General features: G+C 63.7%; 17 protein-coding genes and 2 pseudogenes. 13 read left to right on the forward strand and 6 right to left on the reverse strand.

All coding sequences use genetic code 11. The features are described from left to right. Positions 1-14 precede the first annotated feature (14 nt). On the reverse strand, positions 15-317 hold the full coding sequence (locus NY023_RS04275; protein ID WP_013970948.1) for a DUF3565 domain-containing protein: 303 nt from the start codon (positions 315-317) through the stop codon (positions 15-17). Between NY023_RS04275 and NY023_RS04280 the strand changes: the two genes are divergently transcribed. Together NY023_RS04280 and NY023_RS04285 are read left to right on the forward strand one after the other, a co-directional pair. Continuing rightward, positions 316-801: a peptidylprolyl isomerase gene (locus NY023_RS04280; RefSeq protein ID WP_003259610.1), complete on the forward strand. Its 486-nt coding sequence runs from the start codon at positions 316-318 to the stop codon at positions 799-801. The genes NY023_RS04275 and NY023_RS04280 overlap by 2 nt on opposite strands. Before the next feature lie 145 nt (positions 802-946). After that, positions 947-1429, forward strand: a complete 483-nt coding sequence (locus NY023_RS04285; protein WP_015268966.1) for a glutathione peroxidase — start codon at positions 947-949, stop codon at positions 1427-1429. A gap of 131 nt (positions 1430-1560) precedes the next feature. Here the strand turns inward: NY023_RS04285 and NY023_RS04290 are convergent, their stop codons facing one another. After that, a complete protein-coding gene (locus tag NY023_RS04290) occupies positions 1561-2751 on the reverse strand; it encodes a glycosyltransferase family 4 protein (protein ID WP_013970950.1) in 1191 nt (396 codons plus the stop codon). A 306-nt stretch (positions 2752-3057) separates the two neighbouring features. Between NY023_RS04290 and NY023_RS27675 the strand changes: the two are divergent. The 4 genes and pseudogenes from NY023_RS27675 to NY023_RS04305 form a co-directional block, all read left to right on the forward strand. Beyond that, positions 3058-3657, forward strand: a pseudogene (locus NY023_RS27675) (PAS domain-containing protein); the annotation flags it as partial. A 228-nt stretch (positions 3658-3885) separates the two neighbouring features. Next, positions 3886-4245 (forward strand): annotated as a pseudogene (locus tag NY023_RS27680) (methyl-accepting chemotaxis protein); the annotation flags it as partial. Between the two features lie 226 nt (positions 4246-4471). After that, positions 4472-5818, forward strand: coding sequence for a DUF6861 domain-containing protein (locus NY023_RS04300; RefSeq protein WP_013970952.1), 1347 nt, complete (start codon positions 4472-4474; stop codon positions 5816-5818). 18 nt (positions 5819-5836) lie between these two features. After that, positions 5837-6454, forward strand: a complete 618-nt coding sequence (locus NY023_RS04305) for a GAD-like domain-containing protein (RefSeq protein WP_024086276.1) — start codon at positions 5837-5839, stop codon at positions 6452-6454. A gap of 45 nt (positions 6455-6499) precedes the next feature. Here the strand turns inward: NY023_RS04305 and cysZ are convergent, their stop codons facing one another. Further along, on the reverse strand, positions 6500-7228 hold the full coding sequence (gene cysZ / locus NY023_RS04310) for a sulfate transporter CysZ (RefSeq protein ID WP_004376058.1): 729 nt from the start codon (positions 7226-7228) through the stop codon (positions 6500-6502). Between the two features lie 328 nt (positions 7229-7556). Here cysZ and trxB point away from each other — a divergent pair, with 328 nt between their 5' ends. Then, positions 7557-8519 (forward strand): thioredoxin-disulfide reductase, encoded by a 963-nt coding sequence (gene trxB / locus NY023_RS04315; protein WP_015268972.1) that lies wholly within the window; start codon positions 7557-7559, stop codon positions 8517-8519. A gap of 63 nt (positions 8520-8582) precedes the next feature. Here the strand turns inward: trxB and nadC are convergent, their stop codons facing one another. After that, the gene (gene nadC / locus NY023_RS04320) at positions 8583-9431 is read right to left on the reverse strand and encodes a carboxylating nicotinate-nucleotide diphosphorylase (RefSeq protein WP_004376060.1); all 849 of its coding nucleotides are present in this window, start codon (positions 9429-9431) and stop codon (positions 8583-8585) included. A gap of 242 nt (positions 9432-9673) precedes the next feature. On the opposite strand from nadC, the gene NY023_RS04325 reads away from it, so the two are divergent. The 3 genes from NY023_RS04325 to ampE all read left to right on the forward strand — a co-directional run bounded on the left by NY023_RS04325 (position 9674) and on the right by ampE (position 13430). Continuing rightward, a complete protein-coding gene (locus NY023_RS04325; protein WP_013970956.1) occupies positions 9674-11821 on the forward strand; it encodes a DUF1631 domain-containing protein in 2148 nt (715 codons plus the stop codon). A 209-nt stretch (positions 11822-12030) separates the two neighbouring features. Next, on the forward strand, positions 12031-12603 hold the full coding sequence (ampD, locus tag NY023_RS04330; RefSeq protein ID WP_023662425.1) for a 1,6-anhydro-N-acetylmuramyl-L-alanine amidase AmpD: 573 nt from the start codon (positions 12031-12033) through the stop codon (positions 12601-12603). Then, a complete protein-coding gene (ampE, locus tag NY023_RS04335) occupies positions 12600-13430 on the forward strand; it encodes a regulatory signaling modulator protein AmpE (protein ID WP_013970958.1) in 831 nt (276 codons plus the stop codon). The genes ampD and ampE overlap by 4 nt, the downstream gene beginning before the upstream one ends. Positions 13431-13557: 127 nt before the next feature. Here ampE and NY023_RS04340 read toward each other — a convergent pair whose 3' ends face one another. Then, entirely contained in the window at positions 13558-14334 is a 777-nt protein-coding gene (locus NY023_RS04340) for a TatD family hydrolase (protein WP_013970959.1), read from the reverse strand. 2 nt (positions 14335-14336) lie between these two features. Next, positions 14337-15332: a catabolite repressor/activator gene (gene cra, locus NY023_RS04345; RefSeq protein ID WP_013970960.1), complete on the reverse strand. Its 996-nt coding sequence runs from the start codon at positions 15330-15332 to the stop codon at positions 14337-14339. A 284-nt stretch (positions 15333-15616) separates the two neighbouring features. On the opposite strand from cra, the gene ptsP reads away from it, so the two are divergent. Genes ptsP through NY023_RS04360 form a run of 3 tightly spaced genes read left to right on the forward strand, consistent with a single transcriptional unit; the run spans position 15617 to position 21153 of the window. Then, positions 15617-18469, forward strand: coding sequence for a phosphoenolpyruvate--protein phosphotransferase (gene ptsP, locus NY023_RS04350; RefSeq protein WP_013970961.1), 2853 nt, complete (start codon positions 15617-15619; stop codon positions 18467-18469). Further along, positions 18470-19417, forward strand: a complete 948-nt coding sequence (gene pfkB / locus NY023_RS04355; RefSeq protein ID WP_013970962.1) for a 1-phosphofructokinase — start codon at positions 18470-18472, stop codon at positions 19415-19417. It begins immediately after the preceding gene. Then, on the forward strand, positions 19414-21153 hold the full coding sequence (locus NY023_RS04360) for a PTS fructose-like transporter subunit IIB (protein WP_013970963.1): 1740 nt from the start codon (positions 19414-19416) through the stop codon (positions 21151-21153). Before pfkB ends, NY023_RS04360 begins: the two co-directional genes overlap by 4 nt. Positions 21154-21173: the final 20 nt, after the last annotated feature.

Here is a 21173-nt window from a genome sequence, read left to right on the forward strand (position 1 = left end):
AGCGGTGCAAGAAATTAACGGCCAAGGGTAGCGCTATCGGCACCTTGTGCGCACCAGCCGCAAGCGAAAGGCTGGCCGATGCGCTGCTCGCGCTGGGCCGGGTCGAGCACCCAGGGGCGCGCCTGCCACGGCGGCTGGTGGCGCAGGTGCTGGGTGTGGCCGCAGGACAGTTCGGCCACCCAGTGGCCCTCTTCGTCCTGGTGGAAGCCGGTGATCCGACTGATGGGCCGTTGCTCGTCCGCGGTGCGTTCGCAATCGGGCGATGGCTTGGTTACACTTGTCCGCTCTATATACTTTTGCAAAAGGTCTTGCCCCATGCTGATCGCCGCCAACAAGGCTGTCTCCATCGACTATACCCTGACCAACGACGCCGGGGAGACCATCGACAGCTCCGCCGGCGGTGCACCGCTGGTGTACCTGCACGGTGCCGGCAACATCATCCCAGGCCTGGAAAAAGCCCTGGAAGGCAAGCAGGCCGGTGACGAGCTGAACGTTTCCATCGAGCCGGAAGATGCCTACGGCGAATACCTGGCCGAGCTGGTCAGCACCCTGAACCGCAGCCTTTTCGAAGGTGTCGACGAACTGGAAGTGGGCATGCAGTTCCACGCTTCGGCGCCGGATGGCCAGATGCAGATCGTCACCATTCGCGACATCGACGGCGACGACGTGACTGTCGACGGCAACCACCCGCTGGCCGGCCAGCGTCTGACCTTCCAGGTCAAAGTGGTCAACGTTCGTGATGCCAGCGACGAAGAAATCGCTCACCGCCACATCCACGGTGAAGGTGGCCATCACCACTGATTTTTCTGCGCTAAGCTCAGAAAGTCGCCAGGCGCTCGGGCAAGCCGATTTGCCTTCCTACGGGAGGTGGACGGTTTGGACGAGCGCCTTTTTAGTGGGCGTAATTCGCCTGCGCGGCAACCGGGAACCTGAGAGGGGATTCATCATGAGTGCATTTCACGACCTGAAACTGGACGCATTGAACGGCGGGGAGCTGCCCCTCGCACCGTTCAAGGGCCAAGTGGTGCTGGTGGTCAACGTTGCCTCCAAGTGTGGCCTCACGCCGCAATACAAGGCCCTGGAGAACCTCTACCAGAATTACAAGGACAAGGGCTTCAACGTGCTTGGCCTTCCGTGCAACCAGTTTGCCGGGCAGGAGCCTGGCAGCGAAAAGGAAATTCAGGAGTTCTGCAGCCTCAACTACGGGGTGAGCTTCCCGCTGGGTGCCAAGCTGGAGGTCAACGGGCCGCAGCGCCATTCGCTGTACCGACTGCTGGCGGGTGAGGGGGCGGAGTTCCCGGGCGACATTACCTGGAACTTCGAGAAGTTCCTGGTGGGCAAGGACGGGCGGGTGCTGGCGCGTTTTTCGCCGCGCACGGCGCCGGATGATCCTGCGGTGGTGCAGGCTATCGAGAAAGCCTTGGCCTGAAGTGCCTGACGCGGTCCCTCTGTAGGAGCGGCCTGGTGTCGCGATCGGGCCGCATAGCGGCCCCCGGATATCAGCATTGTCGCAACTATCGAGGGGCTGCTCTGCAGCCCGATTGCGACACAAGGCCGCTCCTACACAGATCGCGTAGCACCCAGCCTCGAAGCTGGCGAGGTCGCAGCCTGGTTCCGGGCTGCATGCAGATACCCCTCGAACTGCTCGACAATCGCCGGCCATCCCTGGTGGCTGGCATGCTTTCGCGCATTCAGGCGCACCCGCCGTAACGTCTCTTCTTCCTCCAGCAGCCAGCAGGCTGCATCGATGAACGCCACCTGATCCCCCGGCATGGCCAGCGCACCGCTATGGCCATGACGAATATGCTGCGCGGCGGCTGCCTCGTCATAGGCGACCACCGCCAACCCCGAGGCCATGGCTTCGAGTACCACATTGCCAAAGGTTTCGGTCAGGCTCGGAAACAGGAAAAGGTCACCGCTGGCATAGTGTTCGGCCAGCACCTCGCCACGCTGGACGCCGCAGAACATGGCATCCGGTACCTGCTGTTCGAGGGCGGCACGCTGCGGGCCGTCACCGACCATTATCAGGCGCAGGCGTTTGTGTGGATAAGTTTTCTGCAGGGCCTCCAGGCTTGGGCGCAGCAAGCCCAGGTTCTTTTCTGCCGCCAGCCGCCCCACATGCAGCACGGCGATATCATCCGGGCCGAGCCCCCAGCTTTCCCGTAATGCGGGGTTGCGCCGGGCCGGGTTGAACAGGCAGGCATCGACCCCCCGGGCCAGTAGCTCCAGGCGTTCGAAGCCACGGCGTTCGAGCTCCAGGCGCTGGCTGAGGCTGGGTACCAGAGTGATCGCCGTGCGCCGATGGAACCAGCGCAGGTAGTTGGTGAGCAGGCGCGTCAGCAGGCCCAGCCCGTACTGGCCGGAATACTGCGGGAAGTTGGTGTGGAAGCCACTGACCACCGCAACCCCGAGGCGCCGGGCCGCGCGCAGTGCACTGAGCCCAAGCGGCCCCTCGGTGGCGATGTACAGCACATCCGGGCGCTGTCGACGCCAGCGGCGCAACAGCTTGTGCATCGATACCTCGCCCCATTGCAAGCCCGGGTAGCCAGGCAGTGGCCAGCCACGGCACAGCATCAGGTTCGGGTCGCTGTGCCGCGGTGCTTCTCCGGCCTGGCGTGGGCGCACCACTTCGATCTCATGGCCGCGTTGGCGCAACCCCTTGCTGAGGCGGCCAAGGGTATTGGCCACGCCGTTGATCTCGGGTGGGAAGGTTTCGCTGACCAGGGAAATGCGTAGGGCGGGTGTATTCATGACAAAAAGTTTCCGCCTGCTGGATTGCGCCAATGTGACTGCCATGTGACGTAAAGATGACGCCTGCTCGCCGACGCGTATGTCCACGTGAATATTTCATTGCAGGGCACTCAAGCGGGGGCATCGGCAGCCGATGAAGATGCATTCGACTACCCGATTCGCTCCAGGAGAGCGGTGATGTTCAACAACAAGCTCAAGCAAGAAATCCGGCAGCTTCGCGAAGACCTGATGTCCATAGAACAGGTCAAGAATAGCCTCGACAGCGAGATGCTGGTACTTCAACTCGACCCTCAGGGACGGATCGAGATGGTCAATGCCAACTTCGAGAGCGAGATGCTCTACCGTGGCGAACAATTGCTTGGGCGCAACATCGAGGACATCGTCCCCGCCCATGTGAAGACGCTGGATTTCCACCAGCGCATGAAGGGCGCAATCAGCCGCGGTGAACACCTGAACGGTGCATTCCGCCTGCTGCGTGGCAATGGCCAGGAAGCCTGGCTACGGTCGATCCTGCAGCCGGTCAAGAACAGCGAGGGGCGCATCAAGTATTTCACGCTGCATTCCAGCGACCTTACCCGCACCATCGAGACCTCCCGCGAGCACGAAAGCCTGATCAAGGCCCTGATGCGCTCCACCGCGGTGATCGAGTTCGATCTCGATGGCACCATCCTCACTGCCAACGACCGGTTCCTGGGCGCTGTCGGTTACCGCCTGGAGCAGATCCGTGGCAAGCATCACCGCATCTTCTGCGAGCCGGAGGAGGCCAACTCGGCCGGCTACCAGGCGTTCTGGGACAAGCTGCGCCGTGGCGAGTACGTTGCCGACCGCTTCAAGCGTATCGATGCCCACGGCCGGGTGGTCTGGCTGGAAGCTTCATACAACCCGATTTTCGATGCCCATGACGTGCTGTACAAGGTGGTGAAGTTCGCCACCGTCATCACCGATCAGGTCAACCAGGAGCAGGCGGTGGCCGAGGCGGCGGATGTCGCCTACAACACCTCGCTGGGTACCGATGCCAGTGCCCGCAAGGCCACCGATGTGGTAACCCAGAGCGTCAGCGTGATGCGCGGGCTGGAAGCGTCGATGCAAGAGGCGGCAGAGGGTATCCAGGCACTGGATACCCAGTCGCGGGTGATCGGCTCGATCATCAAGACCATCAGCGACATTGCCGGGCAGACCAACCTGCTGGCGCTGAACGCGGCCATCGAAGCGGCCCGCGCTGGCGAACAGGGACGTGGGTTTGCCGTGGTTGCCGATGAAGTGCGCCAACTGGCCTCGCGCACCAGCACCGCCACCGAGGAAATCGCCCGCGTGGTACAGCAGAACGAGCAACTGGCCCAAGCGGCAGTGGCGATCATCGACACCAGCAAGCGCCAGGCCGAGCAGGGCCTGGCACTGGCGGACGAGACAGGGAGCGTGATCGTCGAGATTCAGGATGGTGCGAAGCGGGTGGTGGATGTGGTGGGGCAGTTTTCCAGCCAGTTGAGTCTTTGATATGGCCTGAGGTTTTTAGCGCATATGCAGTCGAGCCCCCGCCCAGATGGGGCTCGATCTCAGGCACGACAAAGATCCCCAACCTTGTCCATGGTGCCGGCTGAACAGCTCAACTTCGCTGAACCTGCCGTAAAAGAAGTCGCATTTTCCTACAACTGGCTAAGAAACCTCCGATCCGAATCCATGATGGGATTTCCCCCTGCACACGCTGTCAGGGAGACACCTCATGTACCTGGATTACCTCGTGCCCTCCTGGCACGAGATCGAGTCACGTGTCATCGCCCTGGTGGGCTACCAAAGCGGTGGCCAGTTCCGCACCAGCCTCAATGAAGAGGTCGCCTCGCTAGGCCTCAACCTGCGCCGGATCGAAGCCGTCCGCACAGCCTTCTACCACGCCGAATGGCAGGCGGCGCACATGCTGCGCCAGCGCTTCGCCGACCTCGACATCAACAGCATCGTCGACGAACTGCTGATGGTCGTGCGGCAGATGGCGATGATCGTCGCCGGCAGCACCATTACCGGTGGCCTGCTTGGCGCGGGGGTTGGCGCATTCGCCGGCGGCGCCGGAACCATTCCGTTCGCCGGCGCGGGCGCGGCCATGGGCCTCAAGGTCAGTGGCTGGTTCCTCGGCGCGCTGGGGCTGGCCTCCATCGCCGAGTTCTTCATCGAGGGCTTGCCGCGTATCGGCGAGTACTACGTCGACGGCATTCGCTTCGCCTGGGAAGGCACCTGCGGCAATGAAGGCACGGGCCCGTTCTGCCGGGACGACCCCTATGCGATATCCCGGGCCACGCATCAGATTGCCCAAGGCCATGTGGAGGTCGTGCTGCTGTTGTTGGGGGCGATCGTGTCGTACCTCACCCGCGGCCGCGGCGATGCCCGGGTGCTGGCCCAGGAGATGGCGGCCAGCCGCAAAGGTGCGCGGCTGGGGCAATGGATGCTCAAGCATGAAGAAGGGTTGAAGAAACGGCCGGATCTGCAGGTGCCGGAGCGGCGCAAGGGGGCGGTGGGTGAGCCGCAACCGATGCAGCCTGATCGGCCGGCAGGGAAAGACAAGGAGCCCTCGACAGGGAAGCCCGGTAGCATGCCGTTGCATACCGTGGCGTGCTTCAAGGCAGACAAATTGCCAGTATCCAAGCATGGCGAGTTTGAACGGCAGTTGAAGGGACAGCAGGATGGGCTAAACCGGCTTACGGTTGAAGAGTTTCTCGAAAATATCGCTAATCCGGCCAAGCGAGATCCGCGCATTGCAAAAATAGCGAGAAAGGAACTTTATGATAAGTTGCAGGAGAGGATTCAGAGGGATCTGATGAAAACTATGAGTGCCATTGAAGCTAGAAAGCTCTCGGTGAAGCAAGCAAAGGAAACCATGTCATCTCTCGCAGCTTTGCATAATCCTGACTTGATCGCCGGTGGACGGGATACTATTTCTGACTTTGGCGACAGGCAAGTTAACTCGAGCATAGGCCCGCAATGGAAAAGCAGAGTTTATGGTTTGAAAGCTGCTGCCGAGAAAGCTTCAAGATCGGGTGTGGGGTCAGGCCTGTTAAACGTAAAACTGCATAAATGCTAGTCGCTTGAGGGTTTCGCCGTGGATGAGATTTTTTCCCTGTTTGTAGAGCAAGTTGGTGAGCCGTTTTTTCGACAGGAGGTTCCTCCCTCAAGTCTGGATCGATACAGAGGGATCTTGCCGAGCAAATTGTTAGAGTATTGGAGTGAGCACGGTTGGTGCGGATATGGTGACGGGATATTTTGGACTGTCAATCCCCAGGAATATGAAGAGGTAACTGCCTCGCTTATCGAAGGCACAATATTGGAGAGGCGGGATAGATACCACCTGATCGCTCGCGGTGCATTTGGTGACCTGTATCTCTTTGGAGAGCAAACGGGTTTCTCAGTAAAGATTTTGGCTCATATTTCACGATATAGGGGAAGTGAATATGAGTTGACGGCGGCGGATATGGACAGTGAAGTGCAAGGTTTCTTCCTTGGGAAAGAGAAGGCGTCTGTTGACTTTGATGGAATGTTCGAGCCAGCAAAGAAAAAACTGGGCATGCTAAAGCATGATGAAATGTATGGGTTCGTTCCAGCCCTGGCGTTCGGCGGCTCAAGCGACCTTGCTAACCTTGAGAAGGTTAAGGCAGTGGAGCATCTAATACTGCTTTCTCAGATTGCCACCCTCGAGCCCTACAGTTTCTCCGACTTTTGAAAATGCAGCCCGCAAAAAGGGGCTGCCCTGCAGCCCCTCGCCCCTTCAGTTCCGTTCCCGCACCCAGAACAACGTAGCCCCGGCCACCGCCGCCGGCATCATCAGCACGTTCACCACCGGCACCATCAACGCCAGATAGGTGATGCCGCCAAAGCCCAGCGATTGCCAGCGCTTCTGCCGCAGCCAGGCGAGCATGTCCTGCCAGCTCATCTTGTTGTTGTCCGCCGGGTAGTCGATGTACTGGATAGCCATCATCCATACCCCGAAGATCAGCCAAAGCGGCGCCGCCACCACGTTGACCACCGGGATCAGCGACAGGATGAACAGGCCGATGGCCCGCGGCAGGAAGTAGCCCAGCTTGCGCATTTCACGGCCGAAGGTACGTGGCACCATGGCCACCAGCTCGCCCCAGCTGAACGCGGGGAAATTGTCCTCGCCACGCACCACAACCTCGACCTTTTCCGCCAGAAAGCCATTGAACGGCGCGGCGATGATGTTGGCCACCAGGGTGAAGGTGAAGAACACCATCAGCACCACCAGGGCGACGAACAGCGGCCAGAGGATGTAGGTGAGAAAGCTCAGCCAGCTCGGCAAGCTTGGCATCAGGGCGTCCACCCACAGGCTGAACTGGTGGCCGGCGAAGTAGATCAGGCCGCCAAACAGCAGCAGGTTGACCGCCAGCGGCAGCAGCACGAACAACCGCAGATTGGGGCTCAGCACCAGTTTCAGGCCTTCGCGCAGGTACTGGGGGCCAGAGAGTACAGGGGCTTGCATCGAGAGACTCCGCAGAGAAGGAAAACGCGCTGACCTTACCGAGTTTGCCGCGCCGACGAAAGGCGGGCAGCGGGCGGGAAACGGGCTGTAACAAAAGCAGCAGGGCTTGGCTATCGATCAAATCGCTGAATAGACGATGGCTATGAGGTGGATTGTCGAAGGATATTTCCTTAATCTTTGCGACCTCGCTACAGTGCGCTCACTTTCCGCTTTATGGGCCTGCGCGTTGTAGCCTTCCCCAAGTGCTGCGTGGGTCCTTTTTAATTTCCAGGCAGGCGCAGCCGGTACACCGATGCCGGCCCTGCGGCCCGCTCGACAGGAGTTCGACATGTCTGAAGTACGTCATTCGCGCGTCATCATTCTCGGTTCCGGCCCTGCCGGTTACAGCGCCGCGGTGTATGCCGCCCGTGCCAACCTCAAGCCGCTGCTGATCACCGGTATGCAGGCCGGTGGCCAGCTGACCACCACCACCGAAGTCGACAACTGGCCGGGCGACCCCCACGGCCTGACCGGCCCTGCGCTGATGCAGCGCATGCAGGAACACGCCGAGCGTTTCGAAACCGAAATCGTCTTCGACCACATCAACGCCGTCGACCTGGCCAACAAACCCTTCACCCTGCAGGGTGACAGCGGCAAGTACACCTGTGACGCGCTGATCATCGCCACTGGCGCCAGCGCCCGCTACCTGGGCCTGCCGTCGGAAGAAACCTTCATGGGCAAGGGTGTTTCGGCCTGTGCCACCTGCGACGGCTTCTTCTACCGCAACAAGCCGGTCGCCGTGGTGGGTGGCGGCAACACTGCCGTGGAAGAGGCGCTGTACCTGGCCAACATCGCCAGCAAGGTGACTCTGGTACACCGTCGCGATACCTTCCGCGCCGAGAAGATCCTGGTCGACAAGCTGCACGCCCGTGTGGCCGAAGGCAAGATCGAGCTCAAGCTCAACGCCACCCTGGACGAAGTGCTGGGTGACAACATGGGCGTGACTGGTGCGCGCCTGAAGAACAACGATGGCAGCAGCGACGAAATCAAGGTCGACGGCGTGTTCATCGCCATTGGCCACACCCCGAACACCTCGCTGTTCGAAGGCCAGCTGACCCTCAAGGACGGCTACCTGGTGGTCAACGGCGGCCGTGAGGGCAATGCCACCGCCACCAACATCGAGGGCGTGTTCGCCGCCGGTGACGTGGCCGACCACGTTTATCGCCAGGCCATTACCTCGGCCGGTGCCGGCTGCATGGCCGCGTTGGATGTCGAGCGTTACCTGGATGGGCTGGCCAACGCTTCGTTCTGATCCGAGAGCGCCACCAATTAAAAAACCGGCCCTGAGGCCGGTTTTTTCATGCCTGCAATCAGCTTACAAGCTCAACCGCATCGACAGGTCCACTGCCTTCACATCCTTGGTCATGGCACCAATCGAGATGTAGTCCACCCCAGTCTCGGCAATCACCCGCAAGGTCGTCTCGTTGACCCCGCCACTGGCTTCCAGCTTGGCCTTGCCCGCAGTAATGCGCACTGCTTCGCGCATCTCTTCCAGAGTCAGCTCGTCGAGCATGATGATGTCGGCACCAGCGGCCAGTGCCTGGCGCAGCTCATCCAGGCTTTCCACTTCGATTTCCACCGGCTTGCCCGGCGCAATGCGGTGCGCCGCCGCCACGGCCGCGGCCACGCCGCCGCTGGCTGCGATGTGGTTTTCCTTGATCAGGAAGGCGTCGTACAGGCCGATGCGGTGGTTGTCGCAACCGCCGCAGGTCACTGCATACTTCTGCGCCAGGCGCAGGCCCGGCAGGGTCTTGCGGGTGTCCAGCAGGCGTACCTGGGTGCCTTCCACCAGGTCGGCAAGGAAGCGCGCACGAGTGGCGACACCCGACAGCATCTGCAGGAAGTTCAATGCACTGCGCTCACCACTGAGCAGCGAACGCGCGGGGCCCTCCAGATGGAACAGCGGCTGGTTGGCCGTGGCGCGCTCGCCATCGGCCACCTGCCAGTGCACGGCCACGCGTGGGTCGAGTTGGCGGAACACGGCATCGACCCAGGCGGTGCCGGCGATCACGCAGTCTTCGCGGGTAATGATGGTCGCCTTGGCCAGGCGCTCGGCCGGGATCAACTGCGCGGTGATATCGCCACTGCCGATGTCCTCCAACAGCGCACGGCGCACATTGGCTTCGATTTCAGCGGTCAGGTCGGCAAGGCGTAGGTTCGGCATGGTCGGCTCCACAAGCTAGATGCCGGCGATTATAGGGCAGGGGGCCGGTGTGTACAGTCGCCTCGGCGATGACCTTTGGTCGGCCGGTGTGAGCAGGCGGGGTAAATCAGGGTCATTAGCCAGCTAGTGAAACGGCGCTGGCAGCTGTGTGGATTTTTACCGATAATGGTGACCAGTATTTGGCGTCATGACTTTGACGATCTTCAGCCCCTTCGGGCGAGACACCCTGCAAGGAGTACAGGATGCAAAAAGAAGGCAAGGTGGTGCCCTTGGCGGCAGCCATCGATCGAGGCGGGCGTACGCCTCTGCCTTGCCTTCCGGTATTGCTCCTGCAGGTGCGCGACAAGGCCGCCTTGCAGTTGCGTCAGGGCCTGCAGGGCTTGTTCGACAATGCTGACGACACCCTTTTCGAGATGGCCGACAAGGCCTTGGACCGCAGTGACCAGAACCTGTATTTTGAGGCCATGCGCGACCTGCGCCTGAAGCGCAAGAGTATCGAGCGCGGTTTTCTCGACACGTTCTATGATGCCTTTGCCCGTATCGGCCAGGTTGACCTGCTGGCGCACATGGTCGAGCCGGGCAACCTGCGCAGCAAGGCCCACGTGGAACGGGCTGGCGCGATAGAAGGCATGGTCGCGCGTGTGCTGTCACGCGACGGTATTGCCCTGCAGCAACTGGGCCTGCGCTTGCAGGTACTGCTCGACCGCCCCCTGCACGAGCAGCACAACCCGCTGGGGCCCGCAGCGCTGTGCGGCTACTTCCTCGACGCTGGCCGCAACCTGGGGGTTGGCCTGCGGGTCAAGCTGGTCCTGCTCAAACTGTTCGAGCGCTATGTGTTGCGCGATGCCGACGTGATCTATGGTGAAGCCAACCAGTTGCTGGCCGCCGCCGGTGTACTGCCTGAGTTGCCGTCGGCACCACGTCGGCGTGCCGAAGACCGGCGCATGAGCGCAGGTCGTGGGCCGGCGAACCTGGGTCACGAGGTGGGCTCGGACGCGGCAGGGCAGGCTTTCTTTGCCTCGTTGCAAACACTGCTGGCCCCGGTGCGTGGAAAGTTCGCGCCTCGTTTGCAGGCGGTGGCCGCCGCCCAGCCAATCAGCACCGCCGACCTGCTGCGCCTGCTTTCGCATTTGCAGCACTATGTGCCCGCTACCCACGAGGCCGACGATTTCGAACTTGGCCAACAGCTTGAACAATTGCTGTTGCGGGTCAGCGTGCGCAGCGGCACACGCCGGCGTATCGATGTTGCCGACGAGGACATGATCAACCTGGTTGGCCTGCTGTTCGCGTTCATCCAGGACGACGACAACTTGCCGGCCAGCCTGCGTGCGCTGATCGGGCGTTTGCACATTCCGCTGCTTAAAGTGGCCCTGTTGGACAAGGGGCTGCTCAGTCGTGCCAGCCACCCGGCCCGCCGGCTGCTCAACGAGATCGCTGGCGCGGCAATCGGCTGGGAATGCGGCGGCGACGGTATGCGTGACAGCCTGCACCTGCGGGTGGAGCGTATCGTCCAGCGCCTTCTCAATGATTTTGCTGAAGATACCAGCCTGTTCGCCGAACTTCTCGAAGACTTTCTCGCTTTTAACCAGGACGAGCGGCGGCGCAACGAGCTGCTCGAACAACGCACCCGCGACGCCGAAGAAGGGCGTGCCCGAACACTGCAGGCCAGGCAGCAGGTGCAGCATGCACTCAACCAACGGCTGCGCGGCCGGTTATTGCCGCAGGTGGTGGTACAGATGCTGGTGCAAGCCTGGAGCCAGGTACTGCTGCTGGCCTGGCTCAAGCAAGGTGAAGCATCCCAGGCCTGGCGGGATGCCTTGCAGACGATGGACACACTGCTGGCCAGCATCACTCCGCCGCATGAGCCGCATGCCTTGCTGCAGCAGGTACCGGGCCTGCTCAAGGCACTGCGCGATGGCCTGGCCAGCGTGGCCCTGGACTCGGCAGCGACCCGCGAATTCTTCCTGCAACTGGAACAGCTGCACCTGCGTGCCTGCGCGGGTACCGCGATGCAGCCCGGCGCTGAGGGCCAGCCCTTGAGCGAAGTGCTGGTGGCCGAGGATATCGTCCTGGCGATTGCCGAGGAACCCGCTTGTGCTCCGTCGCAGTTTGCCGACGGGCAGGCTGTGGCGCTGCGCCACGTGCAGCGCCTGCGTATCGGTACCTGGGTAGAAGTGCTGGACGAGGACGAACCGCTGCGCTGCAAACTGGTGGCGCGCGTCGACAGTAGCGACCGGCTGGTGTTCGCCAACCGCACCGGTATGAAAGTACGCGAATGGAACGGGGCCAGCCTGGCCCGGGCACTGCATCGAGGTGAGGTGCGGGTGCTGGATGACGGGCTTTTGTTCGAGCGCGCGCTTGAGGCGGTGCTCGACGGGCTGCGGCGGTAGGCACAACTGTCTTGCGCATTATCTGCAAGCTGGCACGATCTCTGTGGGAGCGGGCGTGCCCGCGAAACAAGCGCCGCGGTGGATGGCATCGGCTGCGCCGGTGTTCGCGGGCACGCCCGCTCCCACAGCATTACAATGATTCACATGCAAACGCCGTTGGCCGCAGGGCATACTGTTGACCTGTTCACGGCGCTCTCAGGATCTGCCCCATGCAATTGGACCGTGCCACTGGCTGGTTCCACGGAATCGGAATCACCCACTGCCCCTCGCCGAACTTCAATGCTCGCCCCGAAGGCGAATCGATTTCCCTGCTGGTTATTCACAACATCAGCCTGCCGCCGGCCTGCTTCGGTACCGGCAAGGTCCAGCAATTCTTCCAGAACCGCCTGGACCCCAATGAGCACTCGTACTTCGCCAGCATCAACCACCTGACCGTATCGGCGCACCTGTTCGTCGAGCGTGACGGTGCGGTGACCCAGTTCGTGTCGTTGCTCGACCGTGCCTGGCACGCCGGGGTGTCGTGCTTCGACGGGCGTGAAGGCTGTAACGATTTCTCCATCGGCATCGAACTGGAAGGCACCGACGACCTGGCTTATACCGATGCCCAGTACACGGTGCTGGAGCAACTTACCCGGCACATCCGCGGTGCCTGGCCGGCCATCGGGCTGGACCGCATCCAGGGCCATAGCGACATTGCCCCGCAGCGCAAGACCGACCCCGGCCCGGCCTTCGACTGGCCGCGCTACCGAGAGGCGCTGCAGCAAAACGAGGACAAGGCATGAGTTTTCTGGTGTTGTTGCTGGCGCTTTGGGTCGAGAAGTTCTCGGCCCTGCGCCATCAGGTGCAGCGAGATGGGTTCTTCCTCGGCGAACTGGTGCGCCTGGAGCGCAGCGGCAAGGTGCACCCATGGTGGACGCTGGCCATTCTGGTGTTGGCACCGGTAGCGCTGCTGGTTTTGCTGCTGCATGTTCTGGACCCGGTGGCGTATGGCTTGCTGGCGTTGCCGGTGCACCTGCTGGTGCTGATCTACAGCCTGGGCCGCGGCGATGCCAAGGCATCGATGGGGCCGTTCCGTGATGCCTGGCGGCGCGGTGACGACCAGGCCGCGCTGCACGTGGCCGAGCGCGACCTGGGGCTGGCGGCCGACGAGCCGCAAAGCCTGTTGGTGCAGGTGCAGGGCAACCTGCTGTGGCAGGTGTACCAAGGCTTTTTCGCGGTGATCTTCTGGTACTTCGTGCTGGGCCCGGGTGCAGCCCTGGCCTATCGCTTGCTGGCTCTGTGTGGCGAACACAGCAAGCAACCGACGTTGAAGGCCCGTGCCGAGCAGCTCAGGCATATCATGGACTGGCTGCCGGTGCGGGTGCTGGCCTTGAGTTTCGCCCTGGTCGGCAATTTTCTCGCGGTTACCCGGGTGATGCTGCACGAGGTGCTCAACTGGCACATCAGCGCCGCCCACCTGGTTGCCAGGGTCGGGCGCATTGCCGATGACATTCCCGAAGAAGAAGACAGCCAGCGCGGGCTGGGACGGCTGGACAGCCTGTGGGAGCTGCTGCTGCGCTGTGCGGTGCTGTGGTATGCCGGGTTTGCGCTGTGGACGGTGCTTGTCTGAACTGACACGCTGGCTTCTTCGCGGGCTTGCCCGCTCCCACAGGTACTGCGCCGGTCTCAAGATTTGCGCGGTCCCTGTGGGAGCGGGCAAGCCCGCGAAGAGGCCCACGCAGGTGCCAGCACTTCAGCTACCAGCCAAACAACTCGCAAGCATTGCGGGTGCTGGCTTGAGCCAGTTCCGCGACATCCACCCCCATCACCTGCGCCAGCACCCCGGCAATTTCCGGCAGGTGCTCCGGGCTGTTCCTTACCCCGGGGAACATAACCGGCGCCATGTCCGGCGCATCGGTCTCCAGCACCACGCTGTCCAGCGGCAACCGCGCCAGGGTCTTGCGCAGCCGTAGGGCCTGCGGCCAGGTACCCGCACCGCCAAGCCCAAGCCGGAAGCCCAGCTTGATGTACTCGCGGGCCTCTTCGTAACTGCCGGCAAACGCATGAATCACCCCCGCCCGCGCCGGCTTGTAGCGCTTGAGCGTGGCGATCACCTGGGCATGGCTGCGGCGCACGTGCAGCAGTGCGGGCAGTTCGAAGTCGCAGGCCATCTGTAGTTGCGCTTCGAACAGCTTCTGCTGGCGGGCCTTGTCCAGGTCTTCGAGGTAATAATCCAGGCCAAACTCGCCCACGGCACAAAGCCGTGGGTCGCCGTGCAAGCGCTGCAGCCACTCGCGCAGCTGCGCCAGGTGCTCCGGGCGATGCTGGTCAAGGTAGATCGGGTGCAGGCCGAGCGCGGCGAACAGGCGCTGGTCGGCACAGGCGAGGTCCCACACCCGCTGGAAATTCGCCTGGTACACCCCCAGCACCACCATCCTCTCCACCCCGCGCGACACCGCGTTGGCCAGCAGTTGTTGGCGGTCGGCGTCGAAGTCGGGGAAGTCCAGGTGGGTGTGGGTGTCGATCAGGCGCATGTTCAGGCCGCTGTAATGCGTTGCTTGAACGTTCGACCGACGGCATGCACGCCAGGTTCGTAGCGTTTGTCCTCGATCGCGGCCAGTGCCAGTTCCAGCGCGGTGGCGGCAATCAAGCCATGCTGCTGGGCCATGGCATTGACTGGCAGCGGCAGGAAGTCGAGCAACTGGTTGTCGCCAAAGGTACCCAGCTGCAGCTGGCGTGAGTCGGCAGTGCGCGCCTGCAGGGTGTCGAACACCCCTTGCAGCAGCACGTAGGAGGTTGTCACCAGGGCATCCGGCAGGCCGCCAAGGTCATCGATCAGTTGCTGCATCAGGCGCTGGCCGCACTCTCGGCTGAACGCTTCGCCCTGATAGCGGCGAACCTCGCCGGCATAGCCTTGCAGGGCTTCGTCGAAGCCACCGGCACGTGCCTGACTGACCGACAGCTCGGGGCGGGCGCCGATCAAGGCGATGCTGCGCGGGGCGACGCTCAGCAAGCTGGCGGCCAGCTGGCGGCTGGCGTCGCGGTCGTCACTGATCACCGAGCAGAAGTGCGCAGGGTCCAGGCGGCGGTCGATGGCGATTACCGGCAGGCCTTTGTCCTGCAGCTCGCGGTAGCTGTCGTCTTCTGGCGGCAGGCAGCTGGCGACGAACAGTGCATCGCAACGGCGGGCGCGAAACAGCTGTTGCAACTGGCGCTCGCTGTCGGGCTGGTCGTCGCTGCTGGCAATCAGCAACTGGTAGCCACGGGCGCGGGCACCTTGTTCGAGCTGCTTGGCGATGCGGGCGTAGCTGGGGTTCTCCAGATCCGGGAGAATGAAGCCCAGAGTGCGGGTATGCCGGCTGCGCAGGCCAGCGGCCTGCGGGTTGGGGGTGAAGCCGTGGGCCTCGACCACCGCGCGTACCCGCTCGACAGTGCTGTTGCTGATGCGCTGCTGTTCGGCCTTGCCATTGATGACGTAGCTGGCAGTGGTCACGGACACACCGGCCAGACGGGCGATATCGCTGAGTTTCACCGAATTTTCCTTGTTATTACCGGGGCTGGCTGTGAGCCCTGACCGGGTAGTTTGACCCGGCGAGGGCGCCACGCGCAGACGACCATTGTCGCAATTGTCCGACAGGATGGGGCTTTTTCATCGGCAGATTATCGAGTAACGTGGCCGCCTGGTCAGATTAATCGTTTCAGCTGCCGAATTTTCTGCCTCGGCTGCCATCGGTGCAAGGCTGTTGAACTGGCCGTTCATGTGAATTCCACAACAATACTCCAGTACCCGACCGGGAACTGCAAAAGGAGAAGGTCATGCTCGAGCTCGCCAAGGAGCAGATAGCCATGGGCCAGAAGGCCGCCGACAAGGCCGAGGCATTGCGCCTGCTGGCCGACCGGCTGGTCGATGACGGCCTGGTCGCCGAGGGATACCTGCAAGGGCTGCAGGCCCGAGAGGCACAAGGCTCTACCTTCCTTGGGCAGGGCATTGCCATCCCCCATGGCACGCCGCAGACCCGTGACCTGGTGTACGCCACCGGCGTGCGCCTGTTGCAGTTTCCCGAGGGCGTGGACTGGGGCGATGGCCAGATGGTCTATCTGGCTATCGGCATCGCCGCCCGTTCCGATGAGCACCTGCGCCTGTTGCAACTGCTGACCCGCGCCCTGGGCGAGACCGACCTGGCCGAAGCTCTGCGCCGCGCCGGTTCCGCGGAGGCGTTGCTGAAGCTGTTGCAGGGCGCGCCTCAGGAACTGGCGCTGGATGCGCAGTTGGTCGGCCTGAACCTGCCGGCCGAAGACTTCGATGAGCTGGCCTGGCGCGGCGCCCGTCTGTTACAGCGTGCCGACTGCGTCGATAGCGGTTTTGCCGCCGTCCTGCAGCAGGCCGAACCGCTGCCGCTGGGCGAGGGCCTGTGGTGGCTGCACAGCGAGCGCCAGGTGCGCCAGCCGGGGCTGGCCTTCATCACCCCGCAGCAGCCGCTGCGTTACCGCGACCAACCGCTCAACGGCCTGTTCTGCCTGGCCAGCCTCGGTGCAGCCCACCAGGCCTTGCTCGAACGCCTGTGCGAAGTGCTGATCGAAGGCCGCGGGCAGATGCTCTACCAGGCCACCAGCAGCCGCGCGGTGCTGGAGGTACTAGGCGGTGAGGCGCCGACAGACTGGCCCAGTGCGCGCGTGGTGCTGGCCAACCCGCACGGTTTGCATGCCCGCCCGGCAAAGGTATTGGCGCAACTGGCCAAAGGTTTCGAGGGGGAAATCCGTGTGCGGCTGGCGGATAGCGCGCAGCCGGCGGTGTCCGTAAAGAGCCTGAGCAAGCTGCTCAGTCTCGGCGCCCGACGTGGCCAGACACTGGAGCTGGTGGCTGAGCCCGGCATCGCCCCCGATGCCTTGCCGGTGCTGCTGGCCGCCATCGAACAAGGCCTGGGTGAAGAGGTGGAGCCACTGCCGCAGAGTGCTGAGGTTGTAGCTGGCGCAGCGGCCGAAGTGCTGCAAGCGCCCGCGGCCGGTAGCCGTATCCACGGCGTGGGTGCTGCGCCCGGCATTGCCAGTGGCCCGGCCCATGTGTGTGTCGAGCGTGAGTTCGACTACCCCCTGCGCGGTGAGTCCTGCGCCCAGGAGCGGCAGAGGCTGCGTGAAGCTGTGGCGACCGTGAATGGCGAGCTGCAGGCTTTGGTCCAGCGCAGCGACAAGGCCATTGGCGAAATCTTCGTCACCCATCAGGAAATGCTCGCAGACCCGGCCCTGAGCGACGATGTCGAGCAGCGCCTGGGCCAGGGCGAAAGCGCCGAGGCAGCATGGATGGCAGTGATCGAGGCGGCGGCGCGTCAACAGGAGTCGCTGCACGATGCCTTGCTCGCCGAACGTGCTGCCGACCTGCGTGACATCGGCCGCCGCGTGCTGGCGCAGTTGTGTGGCGTGCAGGCCCAGGCTGAACCCGAGCAACCCTACGTGCTGGTAATGACCGAAGTCGGCCCGTCCGATGTCGCCCGGCTGGACCCGAGCCGCGTCGCCGGTATCGTCACCGCCCAGGGTGGCGCCACCGCCCACAGTGCCATCGTCGCCCGTGCCTTGGGCATTCCGGCGGTGGTGGGCGCGGGGGCGTCGATACTGCTGTTGGACAGCGGCACGCCGTTGCTGCTCGATGGCCAGCGTGGCGTGGTCAGCGTGGCGCCGCCGGCGGATGAACTGCAAAAGGCCCTGGCCGAGCGCGACCTGCGCGAGCAACGCTTGCAGGCCGCCTGGGCCAACCGCTTCGAGCCGGCGGTCACTCGCGATGGTCACGCTGTCGAGGTGTTTGCCAACATCGGCGAGAGCAACGGCATCGCCAAGGTAGTGGAGCAGGGCGCCGAAGGCGTTGGCCTGCTGCGCACCGAGTTGATTTTCATGGCCCACACCCAGGCCCCGGACGTGGCGACCCAGGAAGCCGAGTACCGTCGTGTGCTCGATGGCCTCGACGGGCGCCCGCTGGTGGTGCGCACCCTCGATGTCGGTGGCGACAAGCCGCTGCCGTACTGGCCGATCGCTGCCGAGGAAAACCCGTTCCTCGGTGTGCGCGGCGTACGCCTTACCCTGCAGCGCCCGCAGGTGATGGAAGACCAGTTGCGCGCCCTGCTGCGCGCTGCCGACCAGCGCCCGCTGCGCATCATGTTCCCGATGGTCGGGCAGGTGCATGAATGGCGCGAGGCGCGCGCCATGGTCGAGCGCCTGCGCGCCGAGATCCCGGTAGCCGACCTGCAACTGGGTATCATGGTCGAAGTGCCCTCGGCAGCGCTGTTGGCACCACAACTGGCGCGCGAAGTGGACTTTTTCAGCATCGGCACCAACGACCTGACCCAGTACACCTTGGCCATCGACCGTGGTCACCCCAGCCTCTCGGCCCAGGCCGACGGCCTGCACCCGGCGGTGCTCAGCCTGATCGACATGACCGTGCGCGCCGCCCATGCCCATGGCAAGTGGGTGGGCGTGTGCGGCGAGCTGGCGGCCGACCCGCAGGCTGTGCCCGTGCTGCTGGGCCTGGACGTGGACGAACTCAGCGTCGCCGCGCGCAGCATTGCCGAAGTCAAGGCCCTGGTTCGCCAGGCCGATCACCAGACGGCCCGCGCCCTGGCGCGCGAGGCCCTGCAACAGGACAGCGCCGCAGCGGTTCGCGCGCTGGTGGAGCGTTACTGAATGGCCAAGATCCTCACCCTCACCCTGAACCCTGCGCTGGATATCACCATCGGCCTGGGTACCCTGCGCCCAGGGCAGGTCAATCGCAGCCAGGAGCAGCACAGCCACGCCGCAGGCAAGGGGCTGAACGTTGCCCAGGTACTGGCCGACCTGGGCCACACCGTCACTGTTGGCGGCTTCCTCGGGCGTGACAACCTGCAGCCTTTCGAGGCGCTGATCGACTGGCGCGGCTTCGTCGACTGCTTTGTCCGCGTGCCGGGCGAAACCCGCAGTAATATCAAGCTGGTCGAAGCCGATGGCCGTGTCACCGACATCAACGGCCAAGGCCCGGAAGTCGACGAAGCGGCGCGCAGTGCATTGCTGCGCTGCCTGGCGCAGGTTGCCCCGGGCCACGATGCGGTGGTGGTGGCTGGTAGCCTGCCGCGTGGGATCAGCGCCGACTGGTTCCGACAGTTGCTCGAACAGCTCAAGACGCAAGGCCTGAAGGTGGCTCTGGACAGCAGCGGTGAAGCCCTGCGTGCCGGCCTGCAGAGCTCGCCCTGGCTGGTCAAGCCCAATACCGAAGAGTTGGGCGAGGTGCTCGGCCTGGCTGTGGATAACCCGGCGCAGCAGCGCGCTGCTGCCGAGCGCCTGCTGGCCAGTGGCGTCGAACACGTGGTGGTGTCGGCGGGAGAGCAGGGCGTCAGCTGGTTCACCCGCGGCCGTGCCGTACATGCTTGCCCGCCCAAGGTGCAGGTTGCCAGCACAGTGGGTGCAGGTGATTCGCTGGTGGCCGGCATGGTCCACGGCCTGCTGCAGGGCGAAGCCCCGGCGCAGACCTTGACCCGTGCCACCGCCATCGCTGCACAGGCTGTTACCCAGGTTGGTTTCGGCATCCGTGACCGCGAGCAACTGGCGCGTCTGGAAGCTGCCGTGCAACTGACAGAACAAAAAGAGGGTTGCCGATGAATATTGCCATTGTCACTGCCTGCCCCAACGGCCAGGTGTCGAGCGTGCTGAGCGCGCGCTTGCTGTCCGCCGCAGCCCAGCGGCGGGGCTGGAGTACCAGCGTCGAAGTGCAGGATGCCGGCCACCCCGAGCGGCAACTGAGCGCCACGCAGATCGCCGAGGCCGACTGGGTGCTGGTGGTCAGCACCGGCCCGGTGGACCTGGAGCGTTTCGTCGGCAAGCGCGTGTACCAGAGCACGCCATCCCAGGCTTTGGCCGACCGCGAAGGCTTCCTCGATGAGGCGGCTTCCAGCGCCCATCTGCTGGCCACGGTGCCAGGCCTTCCGGCTGAAACTGGCAGCGCTGGCGCACGCATCGTCGCCGTCACGGCTTGCCCGACTGGCGTCGCGCATACATTCATGGCCGCGGAAGCCTTGCAGCAGGCTGCGCAGCAACTGGGCTACGAGCTCACCGTCGAGACCCAGGGCTCGGTCGGTGCGCGCAACCCCTTGTCTGCCGAAGCCATCGCTGCAGCGGATGTAGTGCTGCTGGCCGCCGACATCGAAGTGCCCACCGCGCGTTTCGCTGGCAAGCGCATTTACCGTTGCGGCACCGGTATCGCCCTCAAGCAAGCCCGCGCGACCCTCGACAAGGCCCTGGCTGATGCCAAGGTGGAAAACAGCGGCGATGCCGCAGCGGCGAGCACGCCAGCCAAGGGCGAGAAGAGCGGGGTATACAAGCACCTGCTCACCGGCGTGTCGTTCATGCTGCCGATGGTGGTGGCTGGCGGCCTGCTGATTGCCCTGTCGTTCGTATTCGGTATCGAGGCTTACAAAGAAGCGGGCACCTTGCCGGCGGCGTTGATGCAGATCGGCGGCGAGGCTGCGTTCAAGTTGATGGTGCCGCTGCTGGCGGGTTACATCGCCTGGTCCATCGCCGACCGCCCGGGGCTGGCGCCCGGCATGATCGGCGGCCTGCTGGCCAGCACTCTGGGCGCCGGTTTCATCGGGGGTATCGTCGCCGGCTTCCTCGCTGGCTACAGCGCCAAGGCCATTGCCCGCTGGGCGCGCTTGCCCAGCAGCCTGGAGGCACTGAAGCCGATCCTGATCATCCCGCTGCTGGCCAGCCTGTTCACCGGCCTGGTGATGATCTACGTGGTTGGCCAGCCAGTGGCGGCGATGCTGGAAGGGCTCACGCAATTTCTCGACAGCATGGGCACCACCAATGCCATCCTGTTGGGTCTGTTGCTGGGCGGCATGATGTGCGTCGACCTGGGAGGGCCGATCAACAAGGCCGCCTATGCCTTCTCGGTGGGGCTGTTGGCTTCATCGAGCTATGCACCGATGGCGGCGACCATGGCCGCCGGCATGGTGCCGCCGATTGGCCTGGGTATCGCCAGCTTCCTGGCCCGACGCAAGTTTGCCCAGAGCGAGCGTGAAGCGGGCAAGGCGGCGTTGGCGCTGGGGCTGTGCTTCATCTCCGAAGGGGCGATCCCGTTTGCCGCCAAGGACCCGCTGCGGGTAATCCCGGCCAGCGTGGCCGGTGGGGCATTGACCGGGGCATTGTCGATGTACTTCGGCTGCAAGCTGATGGCGCCGCATGGCGGCCTGTTCGTGCTGCTGATCCCCAATGCGATCAACCATGCGCTGCTGTACTTGTTGGCGATCGTGGCGGGCAGCCTGCTGACGGCGGTGGTGTATGCGGTGATCAAGAAGAGTGAGCGGGTGGAGTTGGCGGTAGCGCCGGTGAAGGGTTAGAGATTTTAGCGGGCCTTACT

The organism is Pseudomonas sp. NBB (assembly GCF_032701105.1).
GTDB lineage: Bacteria > Pseudomonadota > Gammaproteobacteria > Pseudomonadales > Pseudomonadaceae > Aquipseudomonas > Aquipseudomonas asiatica.

Bases quoted from the DNA above. Each gene is read 5' to 3' on its own strand.
- NY023_RS04280 (WP_003259610.1), top strand. From the start codon at position 316: ATGCTGATCGCCGCCAACAAGGCTGTCTCCATCGACTATACCCTGACC.
- NY023_RS04275 (WP_013970948.1), bottom strand. From the start codon at position 317: ATGGGGCAAGACCTTTTGCAAAAGTATATAGAGCGGACAAGTGTAACC.
- NY023_RS04285 (WP_015268966.1), top strand. From the start codon at position 947: ATGAGTGCATTTCACGACCTGAAACTGGACGCATTGAACGGCGGGGAG.
- NY023_RS04290 (WP_013970950.1), bottom strand. From the start codon at position 2,751: ATGAATACACCCGCCCTACGCATTTCCCTGGTCAGCGAAACCTTCCCA.
- NY023_RS04300 (WP_013970952.1), top strand. From the start codon at position 4,472: ATGTACCTGGATTACCTCGTGCCCTCCTGGCACGAGATCGAGTCACGT.
- cysZ (WP_004376058.1), bottom strand. From the start codon at position 7,228: ATGCAAGCCCCTGTACTCTCTGGCCCCCAGTACCTGCGCGAAGGCCTG.
- trxB (WP_015268972.1), top strand. From the start codon at position 7,557: ATGTCTGAAGTACGTCATTCGCGCGTCATCATTCTCGGTTCCGGCCCT.
- nadC (WP_004376060.1), bottom strand. From the start codon at position 9,431: ATGCCGAACCTACGCCTTGCCGACCTGACCGCTGAAATCGAAGCCAAT.
- NY023_RS04325 (WP_013970956.1), top strand. From the start codon at position 9,674: ATGCAAAAAGAAGGCAAGGTGGTGCCCTTGGCGGCAGCCATCGATCGA.
- ampD (WP_023662425.1), top strand. From the start codon at position 12,031: ATGCAATTGGACCGTGCCACTGGCTGGTTCCACGGAATCGGAATCACC.
- ampE (WP_013970958.1), top strand. From the start codon at position 12,600: ATGAGTTTTCTGGTGTTGTTGCTGGCGCTTTGGGTCGAGAAGTTCTCG.
- NY023_RS04340 (WP_013970959.1), bottom strand. From the start codon at position 14,334: ATGCGCCTGATCGACACCCACACCCACCTGGACTTCCCCGACTTCGAC.
- ptsP (WP_013970961.1), top strand. From the start codon at position 15,617: ATGCTCGAGCTCGCCAAGGAGCAGATAGCCATGGGCCAGAAGGCCGCC.
- pfkB (WP_013970962.1), top strand. From the start codon at position 18,470: ATGGCCAAGATCCTCACCCTCACCCTGAACCCTGCGCTGGATATCACC.
- NY023_RS04360 (WP_013970963.1), top strand. From the start codon at position 19,414: ATGAATATTGCCATTGTCACTGCCTGCCCCAACGGCCAGGTGTCGAGC.